Origin of the sequence: Xylophilus ampelinus, assembly GCF_003217575.1 — a bacterium.
Classification (GTDB): Bacteria; Pseudomonadota; Gammaproteobacteria; order Burkholderiales; family Burkholderiaceae_C; genus Xylophilus; species Xylophilus ampelinus.
Genome location: NZ_QJTC01000024.1, coordinates 43,534 through 60,859 on the forward strand (window position 1 = coordinate 43,534; position 17,326 = coordinate 60,859).

The following is a 17,326-nucleotide window of genomic DNA, read 5'->3' on the forward strand; positions in this document are numbered from 1 at the left end:
ATGGCCTCGTCCGCGCCGCCGCGTGCGGACACCTTCGTGGCATCGCCCGCCCTGCTGACCGGCCTGGAGCCGGTGGAGCTTCCCGCAGATGCGGTCGAGGTGGGGCGCATCGGCGATGCCTGGGGCATCAAGGGCTGGTTTCGCGTCCTGCCCTACAGCGCCACGCCCGAGGCGCTTTTTTCTTCCAGGCGCTGGTTCATCCAGCCGACCGAGCGCGGCGCCAAGACCTTCACCGGCACGCGCAAGCTCGCGATCAAGGAAGCCAAGGAACATTCCGATTCCGTCGTCGCCACCGCGCACGACATCCCCGACCGCGACACCGCCGAGGCACTGAAGGGCGCGCGCGTCTTCGTCGCCCGCTCCAGCTTTCCGTCGACCACCGAAGACGAGTTCTACTGGGTCGACCTGATCGGCCTGGACGTGGTCAACCGCGAGGGCCTCGCGATGGGCCGGGTCAAGGAACTGCTCTCCACCGGCCCGCAGACCGTCATGGTTTTGGCCTTCGAGGCCGAGGGCAAGCCGCAGGAGCGGATGATTCCGTTCGTCGCCGCCTTCGTCGACGGCGTCGACCTGGTTGTGCGCCGCATCACGGTCGACTGGCAGCCCGACTACTGACCCTGTCGGCGCAAGCCGGCTGCATCTTCTTGCGCCGCACCCATGCGCTTCGACATCCTCACCCTGTTCCCCGAACTGTTCGCCCCCTTCCTGCAGGTGGGCGTGACCCGGCGCGCGTACGAGACCGGGCTGGTCGACGTGCGCCTCTGGAACCCGCGCGACCATGCCGACGGCAACTACCGCCGGGTGGACGACCGGCCCTTCGGTGGCGGCCCGGGCATGGTGATGATGGCCGAGCCGCTGGCGCGCTGCCTGGAAGCGGTGCGGGCCGATCGCGCCGAGCCGGCGGAGGCCGCGGCCCCGGTGGTGCTCTTCTCGCCGATCGGCGCGCGGATCGACCATGCCGGCGTCGAGCGCTGGTCGGCCGGCACCGGCGCGGTGCTGGTCTGCGGCCGCTACGAGGGCATCGACCAGCGCTTCATCGATTGCTTCGTGGATGTGCAGCTGAGCCTGGGCGACTTCGTGCTGTCGGGCGGCGAGATCGCGGCGATGGCGCTGCTCGACGCGGTCGCGCGCCTGCAGCCCGGCGTGCTGAACGATGCCGGCAGCCACCAGCTCGACAGCTTCAACCCGGCGCTCGACGGCCTGCTGGACTGCCCGCACTACACCCGGCCCGAGCAGTGGCAGGGCGAGGGCGTGCCGCCGGTGCTCACCTCGGGCGACCACGCGAAGATCGAGGCCTGGCGGCGGGCGCAGCGCGTCGCGCTCACCACCCGGCACCGGCCGGATCTGCTGCCGCCGAAAAAGCTATAATGCCGGGTTACCGATCCTCTACCTGGCCGCGGCGGGGCTTTCAAAGCCCGACCAGCCGCCCTTAGTGCAGCGCAGGCACGATCGACATACAGGAAACCATGGCCAATCTCATCCAGATCCTCGAGCAGGAAGAAATCGACCGTCTCGCCAAGACGATTCCCCAGTTCTCGCCCGGCGACACCGTCATCGTCAGCGTGAACGTGGTCGAAGGTACCCGTAAGCGTACCCAGGCATTCGAAGGCGTCGTGATCGCCAAGCGCAACCGTGGCCTCAACAGCGGCTTCACCGTGCGCAAGATCTCCAGCGGCGAAGGCGTGGAGCGTACGTTCCAGACCTACAGCCCGCTGATCGCCAGCATCGAAGTCAAGCGCCGCGGCGACGTCCGCCGTGCCAAGCTGTACTACCTGCGCCAGCGCAGCGGCAAGTCGGCACGCATCAAGGAGAAGCTGCCGGCCCGCGTCAACAAGCAGATCGCGCCGGTCGCCGCCGCGTAAGCTGCCGGAAGCCCCGCGCTTCTGCCGAAAGCCGCTGCCGCACCGCGCCAGCGGCTTTTTTCATTCCCGTGAGCCTCGTCCGTGAGCCAGTTGCCTGCCGCCCCTGCACCGTTTTTCGCCGCACCCGACGTGCCGGCCGGGTCGATTCCCGGCTTCGATCCGCGCCGGGTGCCGGTCAGCGGCACCGATGCCCACCTGCCCGCGGTGCCCTTCGAACGCTGTACGCCCGAGGCGCTGCGGCTGCGCTTCCGCACGCCGCCGGCCTGGCAGCCCGATGTGCGGCGCGAGCCCTCGGCCGGCACGCGGGCGCCGGCGGCGGCGTCGGTGCTGCTCGGCATCGTGCAGCGGCCCGAGCCGACGGTGCTGCTGACCGAGCGCACGGCGCACCTCAGCACCCACTCGGGCCAGGTGGCCTTCCCCGGCGGCCGTGCCGATCCGGGCGATGCCGATGCCGCCGACACCGCGCTGCGCGAGGCGCAGGAAGAGGTGGGCCTGGAGCGCCGCTGGGTGCAGGTGCTGGGCCAGCTGCCCACCTACGCCACCATCACCGCCTTCGTCGTCACCCCGGTGGTGGCGCTGATCCAGCCCGGCTGCGTGCTGCGGGCCAACCCCGACGAGGTGGCCGACGTGTTCGAGGTGCCGCTCGCCTTCCTGATGGACCCGGCGCACCACCGGCGGCACGTGGTCGAAGGCGGCGAGGGCCGGCGCGAGTGGTTCTCGATGCCCTGGACCGATCCGGCCACCGGTAAGGAGTATTTCGTCTGGGGCGCCACCGCCGGCATGCTGCGTAACTTCTACCGCTTCCTGGCCGCCTGACGCGGTGGTCGCCGGCGGATGCACCGCGGCGGTGCTCGCATATCATCCTGCCCCATGAGTTTCTTCGCCATCCTGTTCGCCCTTCTGCTCGAGCAGGCGCGGCCGCTGGCCCGGACCAACCCGATCCACGGCGGGTTGCGGGCCTGGGCGCTGTCGGTGAGCCGCAACTTCGATGCCGGCAAATCGCACCACGGATGGGTGGCCTGGGGCCTGGCGGTGCTGGTGCCGTCGCTGCTGACGCCCGGCATGCACTGGCTGCTGCTCTGGGGCCTGGGCTGGCCCTTCGCGGTGCTCTGGAGCGTGGCGGTGCTCTACGTCACGCTGGGCTTTCGCCAGTTCAGCCACCACTTCACCGCGATCCGCGACGCATTGCTGGAGGGCGACGAGATGCGCGCTCGCGAGCTGCTGGCGCACTGGCAGCAGGTCGATGCGAGCGAGCTGCCGCGCCGCGAGATCGTGCGCCACGTGATCGAGTACTCGGTGCTGGCCGCGCATCGCCACGTGTTCGGGGTGCTGGTCTGGTACACGGTGCTGGCGGCCTTCGGCTTCGGGCCGGCGGGCGCGGTGTTCTACCGCCTATCGGAATTCGTCTCGCGTCACTGGAAGCACAAAAGCCGCCTGCAGGTGCCACCGGCCAGCCCGTCGCTGCAGCGGGTGGCGGCTGTGACCTGGACCGTGGCCGACTGGCTTCCGGCCCGCATCACCGCGCTCAGCTTCGCGGTGGTCGGCAATTTCGAGGAGGCGATCGAAGGCTGGCGCTACCACGCGCAGCGCTTTCCCAACGACAACGACGGCGTGATCCTGGCCGCCACTTCGGGCGCCATCGACGTTCGCCTGGGCGGCGGCGCGCTGCGCTCGGCCGAACCCGATACGGTTCTGCTGATCGACGCCGACGGCGAGCCCGGCATCGACTCGGCCAGCACCCCCGGCCGCGAGCCCGAGCTTTCGCACCTGGCCCAGGTGGTGGGGCTGGTGTGGCGGTCGGTGGTGGTGTGGCTGGGCCTGCTTGCGCTGCTGACGCTGGCCCGCCTGCTCGGCTGACGGCCCGGCAGGGTTTTTTGAGCGAAAAGTGCCTGTGGCCGTTAATCCACGTCGACCTATAGCTATCAATTCAGGAGCAAACGTGCCTCTCCCGTCCCCGGCCGCCTGGAGGCCCGTGGTGGCCACACTCGTGCCCTGCATGACCGGTGGGTGGCGCATCGCCGCGGCGGTCGTGCTCGGTGCGGCGTGCATCGGCGCAGCAGTCCCGGCGGCAGCGGGGGCCTGCCCGCCGGCGCCCGCCGTCCCCGGGCCGGCGGCGCTCGCGCAGATGCAGGCCCAGGCGCAGGACCGCGGCTTTCTCTGGCGTGTCGGCAAGAGCGGGCGCGCGGGTTATCTCTACGGCACGGTGCACGTGGGCCGGCAGGCATGGGCCATGCCGGGGCCTCGGCTGACCCGGGCCCTGCTGGCGAGCCAGGTGCTGGCGCTGGAGCTGGACCCGCTCGATCCGACGGTCCAGCGGCGCATGGCCGCGCTGGCGACCCGCCATGCGGGCGAATGGCCGCCGGGCATGCAGGCCCGCATGCGGGCACAGGCCGCCCGAGTCTGCCTGCCCGACGCTGTGCAGGCTACGCTGCACCCGGCCATGGTGCTCACCACCATCGAGCTGTACGCGCTGCGGTCGCAGAAGCTCTATGCGGAGTACGCGCAAGAGTACGTGCTGTCGGGCTGGGCGCGGGCGCGGAGCGTGCCGGTGGTGTCGCTGGAAACGCCCGAGGCGCAGATGCGCGCGTTGGTGGGGTCGCCCGACCAAGTCGATGCCCAGGCCCTGGAAGACGGCCTGGAAGCGCTCGAGCAAGGGCGCTCGGCCGGCGTCGCGCGCACCCTGACGGGCATCTGGTCCACCTCCGATCTGCCGCGCCTCGCCAACTATGCGGTCTGGTGCGGCTGCATGGACGCCCCACGCGGCCGCGCCCAGGTGGAGGCCCTGCTGGACGACCGCAACCCGGCGCTGGCCGACGGCATCGACCGGCTGCAGGCCGAGGGCAAACCCTGGCTGGTGGCGGTGGGCGCCCTGCACATGATCGGCCCCCAGGGCCTGCCCGCACTGCTGCAGGAACGCGGCTATACGGTGGAATACCTGCCGCCTGCCGAATCTCTGCCTAAAAAGGCGCCCGCCCAAAATGGGAAAGAACCGTAGCGAGCATGCCCGAGTGTGCGCCCTGGTTCGGTACGGTGAGGACCCCGGACGCGCAATCGGGCTGCGCAGCAGATTCCCTCACATTTTCTTCAGTAGCGGGGCGGCTGGCTGAGCTCTTCGTGAAGCTCGCCGTAGATCTTGTAGCGGTGCGGGTCGATGCTGCCCTCTGCATCGCCCGGTGCCACGTGGGCACGCACCGCGCAGCCCGGCTCGTGCAGGTGGCTGCAGTTGTAAAACTTGCATTCCTGCATGTACCTGGCCAGGTCCGGCATGCAGGCCGCCAGCCGCGCCGCCGGGATGTGGTGCAGGCCGAATTCCTGGAAGCCCGGCGAATCGATCAGCGCGGTGGTGCGGGCCGCGTCCACCCAGTACCAGGTGGTGGTCGTGGTGGTGTGCTTGCCGGAGTTGAGCGCCTGCGAGATCTCGCCGGTGGACGCGAGGGCACCGGGCACCATCAGGTTGATCAGGGTGCTCTTGCCGGCGCCCGAAGGGCCCAGCACCAGGGTGGTCCTGCCCTGCAGCAGGGCGGTCAGCTCGGTCAGTTCGGCCAGGTCGGCTTCGCCCGACGAAGCCTTGAGCGACAGCGGCAGCACACGGTAGCCCATGCTCCGGTGCGGCTGCAAGCGCTCCCAGGCCTGGGCGAAAGGGCCGGCCAGGTCGCGCTTGTTGAGCGCGATGATCGGCACGATGTGCTCGGCCTCGGCCGCCACCAGCGCACGGGCGAGCTGGTGGGCGCTGAACTCGGGCTCGGCCGCGACCAGGATCAAAATCTGGTCGAGGTTGGCGGCGAAGGACTTGGTGCGGATCTCGTCCTGGCGGTAGAACAGGTTGCGCCGCTCCAGCACCTTCTCGACGATGCCCTCGTCGCCCTGGTTCTCGGGCGGTGCCTGCCACAGAACCTTGTCGCCTACGACGGCCTGGCTCTTCTTGCCGCGCGGGTGGCAAATCCAGCGCACGCCCCCGGGCGTCTCGACCACGCAATGCCGGCCGTGGCTGCCGACGACCAGGCCTTCCTGGGGTCTGCTCATGCGGCGAGCAGTGCGTCGGCCGCGGTGGCGCAGGCGATGTCGGTCTCCGAAATACCTTTGACGTCGTGGGTGTTCCAGCGCACGGTGCAGCGGCCGTAGTGCACCGACAGGTCGGGGTGGTGGTCCTGCCGGTGGGCGACCAGCGCCAGCGCGTTGACGAAGGCCAGCGTCTGGTAGTAGTCGACGAAGCGGTATTCCTTCTCGATCGCCACGTCGTCGTCGTCGCCGGTCAGGCGCCAGCCGTCGAGCTGGGCGAGCTTTGCTACGATTTCGGTAGCGTTAAGTCGGCGCCGTTCAACGGCTTGCCAGTCCTTTTGTTTCAATTCTCGGGCCATGGCGGCGGTCCTTGCGATATGAAGGCCTGTTCAGGCCGGGGCCATGCGCGCCAGGCGCTCGGCGGCCGGCGGATGGGAGTAGTAGAAGCGGGCGTAGACCGGGTCGGGCGTCAAGGTCGAGGCGTTGTCCTCGTACAGCTTGAGCAGGGCCTGCGACAGGTCGGCACCGCTGGTCTGGGCCACGGCGTAGGCATCGGCCTCGAACTCGTGCTTGCGCGAGAGGCCCGCAGACAGCGGCCCGGCGAAGAAGCCGAAGACCGGCAGCACCAGCAGGTACAGCAGCAGCGCCAGCGCGTCGTTGGGTGCCGCCATGTTGGGCCGCACGCCCAAGCCCAGGTAGAACCAGCCCTGGGTCGAGAGCCAGCCGAGCAGCGCGAAGCCGACCAGGCTCAGCGCGAACATCGCCACGATCCGCTTCGGAATGTGGCCGTGGCGGAAATGGCCCAGCTCGTGCGCCAACACCGCGTCCACTTCGCCGGGCGAGAGCTTGGCCAGCAGCGTGTCGTAGAACACTACCCGCTTGGCCGCGCCGAAGCCGGTGAAGTAGGCGTTGGCATGCGCGCTGCGCCGGCTGCCGTCCATCACGTACAGGCCCTTGGCCGAGAAGCCGCAGCGCTGCATCAGCGCGGTGACGCGCGCCTCGAGCGATTCGTCGGCCAGCGGCTGGAACTTGTTGAAGAGGGGCGCGATGAAGGTGGGATAGACCACCAGCAACAGCAGGTTGAAGCCCATCCACACCGCCCAGGCCCAGAGCCACCAATAGCGCCCGGCGGCGCCCATCAACCAGAGCATCAGCGCCAGGATCGGCAGGCCGATCACCACGCCCACCGCCACCGATTTCAGCAGATCGCCCGCCCACAGCGCCAGGGTCATCTTGTTGAAGCCGAAACGCTCCTCCACCACGAAGGTCTTGTAGAGGGTGAAGGGCAGGTCGATCAGGCTGCCGATCGCGACGAAGGCGCCCACCAGCACCAGCTGCTGCAGCATGCCGCCGCCGAGCGCCTCGAAGAGCATGCGGTTGAGCCAATCGAGCCCGCCGAGCAGCGTCCAGCCCAGCAGCACCACCGTGGCGGCCGCCAGCTCCAGCAGGCCGAAACGGCCGCGGGCGATGGTGTAGGCCGCGGCCTTGCGGTGCGCCGCGGGCGACACCTTGCCGTCGAACGCGGCCGGCACCGCGTCGGCATGGCGGGCCACGTGGCGCATCTGCCGCGACGCCAGCCACAGTTTGGCGACCACGCTCAGCAGCAGGGCCAGGGCGAAAAAGGCGGTCAGCGCCAGGGGCGCGGGCAGGCCGAGGAGGGTGGTGGCGGGGGCGGCGGGCATGGGGGCGGCCAGTGTAGGCCATCGGTGACAATCGGCCCCATGCCCGACACGAACACCCCCACCGTACCCACGCTCGCCAAATCCGACCAGAACCTGGTCTGGCTCGACTGCGAAATGACCGGCCTCGAGCCCGACACCGACCGCCTGATCGAGATCGCGGTCGTCGTCACCGGCCCCGACCTGGAGCCGCGCATCGAAGGCCCGGTGTTCGTGATCCACCAGTCGGACGCGCAGCTCGACGCGATGGACGCCTGGAACAAGGGCACCCACGGCAAGAGCGGCCTGATCGACAGGGTCAAGGCCTCGACCGTGACCGAGGAGGAGGCCGAGCGGCAGATCCTGGCCTTCCTCGCCCCCTACGTCGGCAAGCGCACCGCGCCGATGTGCGGCAACAGCATCAGCCAGGACCGGCGCTTCCTGGTGCGCTACATGCCGAAGCTGGAGGCCTTCTTCCACTACCGCAACCTGGACGTGAGCACCTTGAAGGAGCTGGCCAAGCGCTGGCGGCCCGACGTGTACGCCAGCTTCAAGAAGGCGCAGAAGCACACCGCGATGGCCGACGTGCACGAGTCGATCGACGAGTTGGCGCACTACCGCACCCACTTCCTGCGCGGATCGTCCGACGCTTGAGCGACTCGACACCACGCCCACGTCGGCGCGGCCCGGGTCATTTGCGCCGCCTGCACAAAAGTGTTGCGGGAAAACCCCAATCCGTGCCATAATTGCGGGCTGCGCCGGAACAGGTCTTTTCAGACACCGGCACTTTTGCGCATCTCCCCTCATGCACCGGACCGGCTGAAGCAACTTCAGCAAAAAGAGTCCCCCGCTCGGCCCACAGGCCCTGCAGGCTTCGTTTGATGGTGGATGTTTTACTCACCATCACGAAGCGCCCGCCGGCAGCGCCAGCGGTTGCTATTCGTGTGAAAGAAAAATTCATGACCGACACGACCGTCGTGCAGGACGCTTGCGCGCCTGCCGAAAACCTTTCCATTTCCGATTCCCAAGCCGCCCAGCACGCCGCTGTCGCAGCGCAATCCGCCGCACTGGTGGCCCTGGTCGACGACGCACCCCCGGTCGTCAAGCCGGTGGGCGACGACACCACCGAAAAGCCGAACGGCTTCGTCCGCCTGGGCCTGGCACCCCAACTGGTGCAGGCCGTGGCCGACCTCGGCTTCACCCAGCCGACCGGCGTGCAGGACAAGGCGATTCCCCTGGCCATGGGCTCGGGCGAAGCCGGCAACCGCAAGTACATCGACCTGATGGTCTCCAGCCAGACCGGTAGCGGCAAGACCGCCGCCTTCTTGCTGCCCGTCCTGCACACGCTGATCCGCATGCAGGAAGAGGAAGAAGCCGAAGAGCGCGCCGCGTTCGACAAGGCCACGGCAGACGCCCTGGCCGCCGGCGAGCCGCCACCCAAGCGCGCCAAGCGCAAGGACCCGACCAACGCCCGCAACTTCAAGGCCGCCACCCCCGGCGCCCTGATCCTGTGCCCGACGCGCGAGCTGGCCCAGCAGGTGGCGCACGACGCCATCGGCCTGGTGCAGCATTGCCGCGGCATCCGCGTGGCCAACGTGGTGGGCGGCATGCCGTACCAGCTGCAGATCGCCAAGCTGCAGAACGCCAACCTGGTCGTCGCCACCCCCGGCCGCCTGCTGGACCTGCAGCGCTCGCAGCAGCTCAAGCTCGACCAGGTCAAGTTCCTGGTCGTCGACGAAGCCGACCGCATGCTCGACCTGGGCTTCTCCGACGACCTGGCCGAAGTCAACCAGCTCACCATCGAGCGCCACCAGACCATGATGTTCAGCGCCACCTTCGCGCCGCGCATCCAGCAGCTGGCCCACCGCGTGATGCGCGATCCGCAGAAGCTGCAGATCGACAGCCCGCAGGAAAAGCACGCCAACATCCAGCAGAAGCTCTACTGGGCCGACAACGCCCAGCACAAGCGCAAGATGCTCGACCACTGGCTGCGCGACACCACGATCAACCAGGCCATCGTCTTCGCCAGCACGCAAGTCGAGTGCGACGGCCTGGCCAACGACCTGCAGCAGGAAGGCTTCAGCGCGGTCGCGCTGCACGGCGCCCTGTCGCAAGGCCTGCGCAACCGCCGCCTGATGGCCCTGCGCCAGGGGCAGGTGCAGATCCTGGTGGCTACCGACGTCGCGGCCCGCGGCATCGACGTGCCCACGATCACCCACGTCTTCAACTTCGGCCTGCCGATGAAGGCCGAGGACTACACCCACCGCATCGGCCGTACCGGCCGCGCGGGCCGCGACGGCCTGGCCGTGACCTTCGCCGAGATGCGCGACCGCCGCAAGATCTTCGACATCGAGGGTTACAGCCGCCAGCAGTTCAAGGCCGACGTCATCGTCGGCCTGGAGCCGCAGCAGCGCGCCCCGGATGCCCGCGCACCGCGCGGTGACTTCGGCGGCCGTGGCGGCCGCGATGCCGGCCCGCGTGGCGGCGGTGCAGGCCGGTTCGCCGGCGGCGGCAACCGCGGCTTCGGCGGTGGTGGTGGTGGCTTCGGCGGCGACCGTGACCGTTCCGGCCCGGGCCGCGACGCGGCGCCTGGCGGCGGCAATGCCGGCGGCTTCGGTCGTGACGACCGCGGCGGTGGCGGTTTCGGCCGCAAGCCGGGCTTCGGCGACAACGCCGGCCCGCGTTTCGCACCGCGTGGCGGCGAGGGCTTCGGCGCTCCACGCCATGAAGGCGCCCGGGGCGACGCCTTCGGTGCCCGCGACGGCGGTCCGCGCAAGCCGGCCTTCGGTGGCGGCGCCCGTCCGGGCCCTGGCGGCTTCGGCGGCCGTCCGGCTCCGGCCGGCAAGGCCTATGTGCCGCACGACGGTCCACGCCGCACGGCCAAGCCCGCGCGCTGAGCCAGCGTCCCGCCGTGCGGCGGGACCCGCTGCCGGGTCGCCGGCACTCCTTCCTACGGGCCGCTGTTCTACAGTCGGCCCGTTGTCGTTTCAGCAGAGATACACCGGATGAACAAGGCCTTCACCAAGGAGCCCGAGGGCGACTTCGACGACGAGGACGATGCCGCCGGCGCGCCCGCGCTGCCGGCCGGCCGCAAGAACTACATCACGCCCGCCGGCTACGCGCGGCTGCGCGACGAGCTGCTCGACCTGATCGACAACGAGCGGCCCAAGGTGGTCGACGTGGTGCACTGGGCCGCCGGCAACGGCGACCGGTCGGAGAACGGCGACTACCTCTACGGCAAGAAGCGGCTGCGCGAGATCGACCGTCGCATCCGCTTCCTCACCAAACGCCTGGAGATCGCCGAGATCACCGACCCGGCGGTGCACCAAGGCAACGACCAGGTCTTCTTCGGCGCCACCGTCACCTACGAGGACGAGGCGGGCGACGCGCGGACGGTCACGATCATGGGGGTCGACGAGGCGGACACGGCCCGGCAGCAGGTGAGTTGGGTGTCGCCGGTTGCGCAGGCGCTGCTCAAGTCGCGGCAGGGCGACGTGGTGCAGCTGTTCACGCCTTCGGGTCCGCAGGACATCGAGATCCTCTCGGTAGCCTATCCGCCGCCGTCGCCGAGCACGTACAGACCCTAGCGCCGTACCCGGTCAAGCGGCGCTGGAAGGCCGGATACGCCGGATCCGCAGCACCGACGGCGTGCGGGTCAGGTTGCGGATCGCGGTCTCGAGGTGGGCGCTGTCGCGCACCTCGATCACGAAGCGCAGGTCGGTGGTGTCGAGGGCCGCCTCGTCGCCCATGTCGACATGGGTGATGTCGACCTCGGCCCGCGCCAGTTCGGCCGAGACCCGGGCCAGCACGCTCTTGCGGTTGGTCACCGTCACCACGATGCCGGTCTCGAAGGCGCGTACCGGATCGTCGGCCCACGACACGGCGATGAAACGCTCGCTGTCCTTGTGCAGCAACCGGGTCGCGACCGCGCAGTCGGCCACGTGCACCGTCAGGCCCTCGCCGCGGCCCAGGTAGCCGACGATGGCGTCGCCCGGCACCGGGCGGCAGCATTTGGCGTAGGTGACCGATGCGTTCTCGCTGCCGTCGAGCGTCACGCCGCCTTGCGACAGGCTCTCGTGGGAGCTGTAGCGCTCGCGGGTGAGCAGCATCGCGTCGGGCCGCCCGCCGTCCTCGGTCATCAGGATGGTGAGCCGCTTGGCGACGATGTTGGCGATCCGCTTGCCCAGGCCGATGTCGGTCAGCAACTCCTCCCGGTCACGGTTGCCGGTGAAGCGCAGCAGCCGGTCCCAGATCGCCTGGTGCTCCGGCGAGATGCTGGGCAGGCGTTCCATGCCTTCCGCGCGCAGGGCGTGGGTGAGCAGCTTTTCTCCGAGCGACTGCGATTCGGTCTCTTCCAGCGTCTTGAGGTAGTGCCGGATCTTCGAGCGCGCCCGGCCGGTGCGCACGAAGCCGAGCCAGGCCGGGTTGGGTGTTGAGACGGCTGCGGTGGTGACCTCGATCACGTCGCCGTTCTTCAGCTCGGTACGCAGCGGTACCTGCTCGCCGTTGATCTTGGCGGCCACGGTGCGGTCCCCTACGTTGGTGTGGATCGCATAGGCGAAATCGACCACCGTGGCACCGCGCGGCAGCGCCATGATCTGGCTCTTGGGCGTGAAGACATAGACCGCGTCGGGGAACAGGTCGACCTTGACGTGGTCCCAGAACTCGGCCGCGTCGCGGGTCTCCTGCTGGATGTCGAGCAGCGACTGCAGCCATTTGGTGCCGTGGCGCTCGGAGCTGTCGGAGGAGTCGTCGGCCTTGTAGAGCCAGTGGGCCGCGACGCCGGCCTCGGCCACGATGTGCATCTCTTCGGTCCGCATCTGGAACTCGATGTTGATGCCCGACGGCCCGACCACCGTGGTGTGCAGCGACTGGTAGCCGTTCAACTTGGCGATCGCGATGTGGTCCTTGAACTTGCCCGGCACCGGCTTGTACATCTGGTGCAGCAGACCGAGCGCGGTGTAGCAGTCGGTCACGCCGGGCACGATCAGGCGAAAGCCGTAGATGTCGGTGACCTGCGCGAAGCTCAGGTGCTTTTCGTCCATCTTGCGGTAGATGGAGTAGAGCGTCTTCTCGCGCCCGGCGATGCGGGTGCGCAAGCCGGCGGTGGTGAAGATCGCATCCACGTCGGTCTGCACCTTGCGCAGCAGATCGCGGCGCCGGTTGCGGGCCTTGGTGACGGCCTTCGACAGGATCGCGTGGCGCCAGGGGTGCAGGTAGCGGAACGACAGGTCCTGCAGTTCCCGGTAGGTCTGGTTCAGGCCCAAGCGGTGGGCGATCGGCGAGTAGATCTCCAGCGTTTCCGAGGCGATGCGGCCCCACTTGGCGCGCGGCATGTCGCCCATGGTGCGCATGTTGTGGGTGCGATCGGCCAGCTTGATCAGGATGACGCGCACGTCGCGCGCCATGGCCAGCAGCATCTTGCGGAAGGACTCGGCCTGGTTCTCTTCGCGGGTGTTGAACTGCAGTTTGTCGAGCTTGGTGAGGCCGTCTACCAGTTCCGCCACCGGCGCGCCGAAGCGGTCGATCAGCTCGGGCTTGGTGACGCCGCAGTCCTCGATCGCGTCGTGCAGCAGCGCGGCCATCAGGGCCTGGGCATCGAGCTTCCAGGCGGCGCACTGGGCGGCGACCGCGATCGGGTGGGTGATGTATGGCTCGCCGCTGTTGCGCAGCTGGCCGAGATGCGCCTCGTCGGCGAACCGGTAGGCCTGGCGCACCTGCTCGACCCCGGCCGTGCCGAGATAGTCCAGGCTGGCGGTAAGGGTCGCGAAACTGGCGGCGGCTGCGTTGGCGGCCGCGGCCTGCGCGGCGGGGCTGCCGGCGATCGGTGGCGCAGGAGGCAGGAGGGGGAACGTTTGCAACGCCGCGGTCATGGCTTTAATGTAGCGCCAGGGGCATAGCCCTGTCGCCACCCCGTGCACCGACTTCGCGTCGGCCGGCGGGCGGGCAAAAAAAAGCACCGCCGCAGCGGTGCTTCTTCGTGCGCAGGGGCCTAGCGCGATCAGGGGACCTTCTTCAACATCTCGATGCCGATCTTGCCTTCGGCGATCTCGCGCAGGGCGGTGACGCCCGGCTTGTTCTTGCTCTCGATCTTGGGGGTGTGGCCCTGGCTCAGCATGCGTGCCCGGTAGGTGGCCGCCAGCACCAGCTGGAAGCGGTTCGGAATCTGCAGCAGGCAATCTTCGACGGTAATGCGGGCCATGGAAATCTCCGAAATCAGGTAATGTTGAGCGACTGGAAGGTGTCGGCTCGGGCGCGGCGCTGGGCCGCGAATTTGAGGCGCTGGGCGTGGACCACCGCTTTCAGGTCGAAAAGCGCGCGCTCGAATAACGCGTTGATTATAACGAAGTCGAATTTCCGGGCTTCCGCCATTTCCGCGGCGGCATTCTTCAGCCGGAGTTCGATGATCTCCGGGGTGTCCTCGCCGCGCCGCTCCAGGCGGGAGCGCAGCTCTTCCCAGCTCGGCGGCAGGATGAAGATCAGAATCGCGTTGGCGAAGGTCTGTTTGATCTGCACCGCGCCCTGGAAGTCGATCTCCAGGATCACGTCGGCACCCTGGGCGACGCGCTCCTCGATCGCCTTCTTGGAGGTTCCGTAGCGCTGGCCGTGCACATGGGCCCATTCCACGAAGGCGTCGCCCGCCACCATCGCGTCGAACTCCTGCTGCGAGGTGAAGAAGTATTCGCGACCGTGCTTTTCCTGGCCGCGTGGCGGACGGGTGGTGTGCGACACCGACAGCTGCACCTGGGAGTCCAGCTCCATCAGGGCTTTGACGAGACTCGATTTGCCGGCACCGCTGGGGGCGGCGACGACGAAGAGGTTTCCGGGATAGTCCATGGGCGTCGAGGCAAAAGAGAGATACGCCGGCGCGGCGCGGGCCGTATTCTGCACGGGAAGCGCGACTGCTCCAGCACGGGCCCGGTCGCTGCAGATGCTCGCCAGCGGCCCTGGCCTCAACGCGCGGCCGCGCCGCCGACCTTGAGGTTGCAGCAGAACGCGACGAAGGCGTCCATCTCGGTGGCCTTGTCGAAGACGCCGTCGGCACCGAGCGCCAGGCAGCGCGCCCGCGCCTCGTCGGTCGCCATGCCGCTGAGGACGACCACCTTCTGGTGCGGCATCCGCGTGGCGCACCACTGCAAGGCGCCGATGCCGCTGCCGGTGCGAAGCTGCAGGTCGACGATCGCCAGGTCCCAGCCGCTGTCGTGGCTGGAGAGCCAGTGGGTGACGCTCAGTTCGTTGTCGCCGTAGCCGACCACCTCGATGTCGAGATGGCCACTCAACAACTCGGCCAGCGTGCTGCGCATGGCTTCGTCGTCTTCGATCAAATAAAGTCGCAATGCCATCCGTCCTGGGATTCCTGTGAATGTGCCGTAGGCGGTTGCCGCGGAAGGCGGATCGCCGTCAGTCGTCGACCGAGGCGCTCCAGCGCTCGTTCCATCCGTGGCCGGCCTGTTCGATGCTGCGGCGGTCGCGCTTGGTGGGCCGTCCGTGGGCCAGCGTATCGGCCGGCTCCGGCGCCAGGCGCCGCTGCTCGGCCGCGCGTTCGCGGGCCTGCACGCTGTCGGGTGTTTCCTCATAGAGCGCCTGGGCCACGGATGCCGGACCCCGCATGCCGCTCAGGCCGCGGACCGTCACGGTGCGCAGCAGCGGTCCGTGCCGCATCACCACATTGTCGCCGGGCCGCAGGTCCTTGGCCGGCTTGGCCGCGTTGCCGTTCACCAGCACACGGCCCTTGGCGACTTCCTCGGCCGCGAGACCCCGGGTTTTATAGAAGCGTGCGCACCAGAGCCACTTGTCCAGCCGCATCGTGTCGAGAACAACCATGCGCGCATTGTGACCCGGTCGCGACCGCCCCGTGTCATTCGGTGTCGACGGGCGGTGCCAGTGGCAGCCGTACCGTCGCGTCCAGTCCGACCACCACCCGTGCCGCATCGGGCGCATCGCCGCGCCGCTCCAGCCGGTCTTCCGGCGCGGTGCTGCCCTGCAGCACCCGCACGATCTCCCGGCAGATGGCCAGGTCCCAGCCCCGAGCCGCCATGGTCGCCGACGCTGGCGAAAAGCTGGAACCGGGGGCCGCGCAGCGCCGGCGCCAGGCCCGGGCCGCTGACGGCGACGGCGAGCACGGCGTGGTCGCCGTCTTGCGCCACCGTCACTTTCGACGCACCGCCGACAGGCGTGTGCCGGATCGCGTCGTGAAGCAGGTTGCGCACCATCTCCCGACGCCGACCTCTAGCTATTATTTTGATAGCAATCCCGGGATGCCGGCAGAGGCACGGCCGCCTGCGGTCGGCCATCGTTCTCGCCGTTCGGCGCTGGGCTCTCCGCACGGGGCGCCCCCATATGTCACAGCGCGTGCCAGAAGGGTCGGCGGCCAGCCCGCTACGATGGCGCCCGCCGCGCTTCATCGTCCGCCACGGTGAACTGCTGATCCACAATACCCGCCGCAGCCGGCCGACCCGTTCGGAGATCGAGGCCGAGATGCGCCTGGCCGGCATCGGCACGATTGCAGGACGTGGCCTGGGCGGTGCTGGAGACCAGCGGCACGATCAGCTTCATCCGGCGCGAGAAGTGTGGCGGCGATACGCCCAGCGCGCCGCAGAACAGCGACGATGCCGCCACCTGAGCCCGGGTCGGCGGACCCGCTGACCCGGTCTGAACGGCGTTCAGCGCGCTGCCGGGTTCTGCATCCGCGCGAACTCGCTGCGCTTCATCGCCAGGTAGTCGGCCCGGTCCACCTCGTGCAGCTGCTGCGGGTACTGCTCGGTCGCGTCGAACCAGCCCGCGGCGCGCATGTCGCGCTGCTGCGCCGCCGGGGCCGAGAGCGAATCCAGATAAGCGTCGATCGCCAAGTAGTAGCGCATGGTGTTGCGCTCGACCACGCCGCGCACGCCGCCGATGCGCTCGTCGGGCTTGCCCGGCACCGGCGTGAATCCGATCTTGTCGCTGCCCACCGTCGCCAGATAGCCCTGCATCGCGAGCCGTGCCGCGGTGCCGTAGGCGTAGGAGTAGTCCATCCGCACGAAGGTCTTGTTGCCGGCGATCGGCACCGCCTGCAGCACGATGCGGTAGTCGCGGGTGGAGAGCGGGCCGCTGTCTGCCCGCAGCCGCAGCTGCAGATAGTCGGCGGTGGCGGCGACGTTCTCGAAGACGAAATCGACCCGCTGCGACTGCTGCAGCGGCTGGTCGTGCTTGCGCCCCACGTGCACCGCCAGCATCGTGCCGGTCGCGCGCTTCTGCACCGTGCAGCTCTTGGTGTTGAGGTGCAGCATCAGGATTTCGCACCAGCCCTCGGGCGATTGCAGCGCGGTGCCGACGGTGCCGAAGGCATGGTCCATGGCCGCGTCGATCGTGCCCTGCAGCCGACCCGACGACTCGGTCGATTCCAGCCGCAGCGGCCGGCCGAAGGCGTTCTGCATGAGCGCCGATGCCACGTCGGCATGGCGGGCCTGGAGGGAGGCGGCGTCGCCTGCCGCATGCGCCGCCGGCAGGGCGGCCATGACGCATGCGGCCAGGCAGGCGAGTGCCGCGGAGCGCAGCGAGAAGAGGGCGGGGCGGCCCGTGCGGGCGGTGTAGGAAGGCTTCATGGCAGGTGCGTGGCAAGGTGGGCGGGCAGGGGCCGCGCGGCGGCCCTGGGAACTGCAGGACATGCTAGTGTGGTGTCTCAAAAATAAGCCGAACTAAGTTTGTGGGCAGCCCGAGCGACCTTTGCGAGGATCGTATCGGCGCTCTTGTGCCAGATGAAAGGTTTCGGGTCGGCGTTATGTCGGTCGATGTATTGCCGGATGGAGCGCTCCAGATCGGCCACGC

At 69.0% G+C, this 17,326-nt stretch carries 20 protein-coding genes and 3 pseudogenes; 9 read left to right on the forward strand and 14 right to left on the reverse strand.

The features are described from left to right. From rimM to DFQ15_RS14195, 6 genes and pseudogenes are all read left to right on the forward strand, one after another. Positions 1-615 (forward strand): ribosome maturation factor RimM, encoded by a 615-nt coding sequence (gene rimM / locus DFQ15_RS14170; RefSeq protein ID WP_110466601.1) that lies wholly within the window; start codon positions 1-3, stop codon positions 613-615. 42 nt (positions 616-657) lie between these two features. Then, positions 658-1,350: pseudogene (gene trmD, locus DFQ15_RS14175) on the forward strand (tRNA (guanosine(37)-N1)-methyltransferase TrmD); the annotation flags it as partial. Between the two features lie 116 nt (positions 1,351-1,466). Then, the gene (gene rplS, locus DFQ15_RS14180) at positions 1,467-1,862 is read left to right on the forward strand and encodes a 50S ribosomal protein L19 (RefSeq protein WP_110466603.1); all 396 of its coding nucleotides are present in this window, start codon (positions 1,467-1,469) and stop codon (positions 1,860-1,862) included. Between the two features lie 90 nt (positions 1,863-1,952). Beyond that, positions 1,953-2,678 carry a CoA pyrophosphatase gene (locus tag DFQ15_RS14185; RefSeq protein ID WP_233504532.1) on the forward strand — a complete coding sequence of 242 codons (726 nt, stop codon included), beginning with the start codon at positions 1,953-1,955 and terminating at the stop codon, positions 2,676-2,678. Positions 2,679-2,732: 54 nt separating this feature from the next. Further along, the gene (locus DFQ15_RS14190; RefSeq protein ID WP_110466604.1) at positions 2,733-3,719 is read left to right on the forward strand and encodes a CobD/CbiB family protein; all 987 of its coding nucleotides are present in this window, start codon (positions 2,733-2,735) and stop codon (positions 3,717-3,719) included. Positions 3,720-3,837: 118 nt separating this feature from the next. After that, a complete protein-coding gene (locus DFQ15_RS14195; protein WP_146228755.1) occupies positions 3,838-4,857 on the forward strand; it encodes a TraB/GumN family protein in 1,020 nt (339 codons plus the stop codon). 89 nt (positions 4,858-4,946) lie between these two features. Here the strand turns inward: DFQ15_RS14195 and rsgA are convergent, their stop codons facing one another. From rsgA to DFQ15_RS14210, 3 genes are read right to left on the reverse strand one after another with little or no spacing between them, the layout of a single operon-like run. Further along, the gene (gene rsgA, locus DFQ15_RS14200; protein WP_110466606.1) at positions 4,947-5,885 is read right to left on the reverse strand and encodes a ribosome small subunit-dependent GTPase A; all 939 of its coding nucleotides are present in this window, start codon (positions 5,883-5,885) and stop codon (positions 4,947-4,949) included. Further along, the gene (locus DFQ15_RS14205; RefSeq protein ID WP_110466607.1) at positions 5,882-6,220 is read right to left on the reverse strand and encodes a 4a-hydroxytetrahydrobiopterin dehydratase; all 339 of its coding nucleotides are present in this window, start codon (positions 6,218-6,220) and stop codon (positions 5,882-5,884) included. The genes rsgA and DFQ15_RS14205 overlap by 4 nt, the downstream gene beginning before the upstream one ends. Positions 6,221-6,250: 30 nt before the next feature. After that, entirely contained in the window at positions 6,251-7,543 is a 1,293-nt protein-coding gene (locus tag DFQ15_RS14210) for a M48 family metallopeptidase (RefSeq protein WP_110466608.1), read from the reverse strand. A 39-nt stretch (positions 7,544-7,582) separates the two neighbouring features. On the opposite strand from DFQ15_RS14210, the gene orn reads away from it, so the two are divergent. Beyond that, on the forward strand, positions 7,583-8,173 hold the full coding sequence (gene orn / locus DFQ15_RS14215) for an oligoribonuclease (RefSeq protein WP_110466609.1): 591 nt from the start codon (positions 7,583-7,585) through the stop codon (positions 8,171-8,173). Between the two features lie 37 nt (positions 8,174-8,210). Here the strand turns inward: orn and DFQ15_RS17200 are convergent, their stop codons facing one another. Next, positions 8,211-8,480, reverse strand: coding sequence for a hypothetical protein (locus tag DFQ15_RS17200; protein ID WP_146228756.1), 270 nt, complete (start codon positions 8,478-8,480; stop codon positions 8,211-8,213). Here DFQ15_RS17200 and DFQ15_RS14220 point away from each other — a divergent pair. Then, on the forward strand, positions 8,479-10,416 hold the full coding sequence (locus DFQ15_RS14220) for a DEAD/DEAH box helicase (protein ID WP_110466624.1): 1,938 nt from the start codon (positions 8,479-8,481) through the stop codon (positions 10,414-10,416). The two genes, DFQ15_RS17200 and DFQ15_RS14220, sit on opposite strands and share 2 nt — an antisense overlap. Before the next feature lie 108 nt (positions 10,417-10,524). Next, positions 10,525-11,106: a transcription elongation factor GreB gene (gene greB, locus DFQ15_RS14225; RefSeq protein ID WP_110466610.1), complete on the forward strand. Its 582-nt coding sequence runs from the start codon at positions 10,525-10,527 to the stop codon at positions 11,104-11,106. A 12-nt stretch (positions 11,107-11,118) separates the two neighbouring features. Here greB and DFQ15_RS14230 read toward each other — a convergent pair whose 3' ends face one another. From DFQ15_RS14230 to DFQ15_RS17925, 10 genes and pseudogenes are all read right to left on the reverse strand, one after another. Next, positions 11,119-13,392, reverse strand: coding sequence for a RelA/SpoT family protein (locus DFQ15_RS14230; protein ID WP_110466611.1), 2,274 nt, complete (start codon positions 13,390-13,392; stop codon positions 11,119-11,121). A 128-nt stretch (positions 13,393-13,520) separates the two neighbouring features. After that, positions 13,521-13,721, reverse strand: a complete 201-nt coding sequence (rpoZ, locus tag DFQ15_RS14235) for a DNA-directed RNA polymerase subunit omega (RefSeq protein WP_110466612.1) — start codon at positions 13,719-13,721, stop codon at positions 13,521-13,523. 14 nt (positions 13,722-13,735) lie between these two features. Continuing rightward, complete coding sequence (gene gmk / locus DFQ15_RS14240) at positions 13,736-14,356, reverse strand: guanylate kinase (protein ID WP_110466613.1); 621 nt, start codon at positions 14,354-14,356, stop codon at positions 13,736-13,738. Between the two features lie 116 nt (positions 14,357-14,472). Then, the gene (locus DFQ15_RS14245) at positions 14,473-14,862 is read right to left on the reverse strand and encodes a response regulator (RefSeq protein ID WP_110466614.1); all 390 of its coding nucleotides are present in this window, start codon (positions 14,860-14,862) and stop codon (positions 14,473-14,475) included. A gap of 58 nt (positions 14,863-14,920) precedes the next feature. Beyond that, on the reverse strand, positions 14,921-15,343 hold the full coding sequence (locus tag DFQ15_RS14250; RefSeq protein WP_110466615.1) for an RNA-binding S4 domain-containing protein: 423 nt from the start codon (positions 15,341-15,343) through the stop codon (positions 14,921-14,923). Positions 15,344-15,377: 34 nt separating this feature from the next. Next, positions 15,378-15,557 carry a hypothetical protein gene (locus tag DFQ15_RS14255; protein WP_110466616.1) on the reverse strand — a complete coding sequence of 60 codons (180 nt, stop codon included), beginning with the start codon at positions 15,555-15,557 and terminating at the stop codon, positions 15,378-15,380. A 40-nt stretch (positions 15,558-15,597) separates the two neighbouring features. Continuing rightward, positions 15,598-15,924, reverse strand: a pseudogene (locus DFQ15_RS18210) (hypothetical protein); the annotation flags it as partial. Continuing rightward, the gene (locus DFQ15_RS17470) at positions 15,899-16,075 is read right to left on the reverse strand and encodes a hypothetical protein (RefSeq protein ID WP_158529077.1); all 177 of its coding nucleotides are present in this window, start codon (positions 16,073-16,075) and stop codon (positions 15,899-15,901) included. The gene DFQ15_RS17470 and the pseudogene DFQ15_RS18210, both read right to left, overlap by 26 nt. A 107-nt stretch (positions 16,076-16,182) precedes the next feature. After that, on the reverse strand, positions 16,183-17,103 hold the full coding sequence (locus DFQ15_RS14260) for a hypothetical protein (protein ID WP_110466617.1): 921 nt from the start codon (positions 17,101-17,103) through the stop codon (positions 16,183-16,185). Between the two features lie 77 nt (positions 17,104-17,180). Further along, a pseudogene (locus tag DFQ15_RS17925) lies at positions 17,181-17,326 on the reverse strand (IS630 family transposase); the annotation flags it as partial.

Coding starts and splice junctions, on each gene's coding strand:
- rimM (WP_110466601.1), top strand. CDS start 1: ATGGCCTCGTCCGCGCCGCCGCGTGCGGACACCTTCGTGGCATCGCCC.
- rplS (WP_110466603.1), top strand. CDS start 1,467: ATGGCCAATCTCATCCAGATCCTCGAGCAGGAAGAAATCGACCGTCTC.
- DFQ15_RS14190 (WP_110466604.1), top strand. CDS start 2,733: ATGAGTTTCTTCGCCATCCTGTTCGCCCTTCTGCTCGAGCAGGCGCGG.
- rsgA (WP_110466606.1), bottom strand. CDS start 5,885: ATGAGCAGACCCCAGGAAGGCCTGGTCGTCGGCAGCCACGGCCGGCAT.
- DFQ15_RS14205 (WP_110466607.1), bottom strand. CDS start 6,220: ATGGCCCGAGAATTGAAACAAAAGGACTGGCAAGCCGTTGAACGGCGC.
- DFQ15_RS14210 (WP_110466608.1), bottom strand. CDS start 7,543: ATGCCCGCCGCCCCCGCCACCACCCTCCTCGGCCTGCCCGCGCCCCTG.
- orn (WP_110466609.1), top strand. CDS start 7,583: ATGCCCGACACGAACACCCCCACCGTACCCACGCTCGCCAAATCCGAC.
- DFQ15_RS14220 (WP_110466624.1), top strand. CDS start 8,479: ATGACCGACACGACCGTCGTGCAGGACGCTTGCGCGCCTGCCGAAAAC.
- DFQ15_RS17200 (WP_146228756.1), bottom strand. CDS start 8,480: ATGAATTTTTCTTTCACACGAATAGCAACCGCTGGCGCTGCCGGCGGG.
- greB (WP_110466610.1), top strand. CDS start 10,525: ATGAACAAGGCCTTCACCAAGGAGCCCGAGGGCGACTTCGACGACGAG.
- DFQ15_RS14230 (WP_110466611.1), bottom strand. CDS start 13,392: ATGACCGCGGCGTTGCAAACGTTCCCCCTCCTGCCTCCTGCGCCACCG.
- rpoZ (WP_110466612.1), bottom strand. CDS start 13,721: ATGGCCCGCATTACCGTCGAAGATTGCCTGCTGCAGATTCCGAACCGC.
- gmk (WP_110466613.1), bottom strand. CDS start 14,356: ATGGACTATCCCGGAAACCTCTTCGTCGTCGCCGCCCCCAGCGGTGCC.
- DFQ15_RS14245 (WP_110466614.1), bottom strand. CDS start 14,862: ATGGCATTGCGACTTTATTTGATCGAAGACGACGAAGCCATGCGCAGC.
- DFQ15_RS14250 (WP_110466615.1), bottom strand. CDS start 15,343: ATGGTTGTTCTCGACACGATGCGGCTGGACAAGTGGCTCTGGTGCGCA.
- DFQ15_RS14255 (WP_110466616.1), bottom strand. CDS start 15,557: ATGGCGGCTCGGGGCTGGGACCTGGCCATCTGCCGGGAGATCGTGCGG.
- DFQ15_RS17470 (WP_158529077.1), bottom strand. CDS start 16,075: ATGAAGCTGATCGTGCCGCTGGTCTCCAGCACCGCCCAGGCCACGTCC.
- DFQ15_RS14260 (WP_110466617.1), bottom strand. CDS start 17,103: ATGAAGCCTTCCTACACCGCCCGCACGGGCCGCCCCGCCCTCTTCTCG.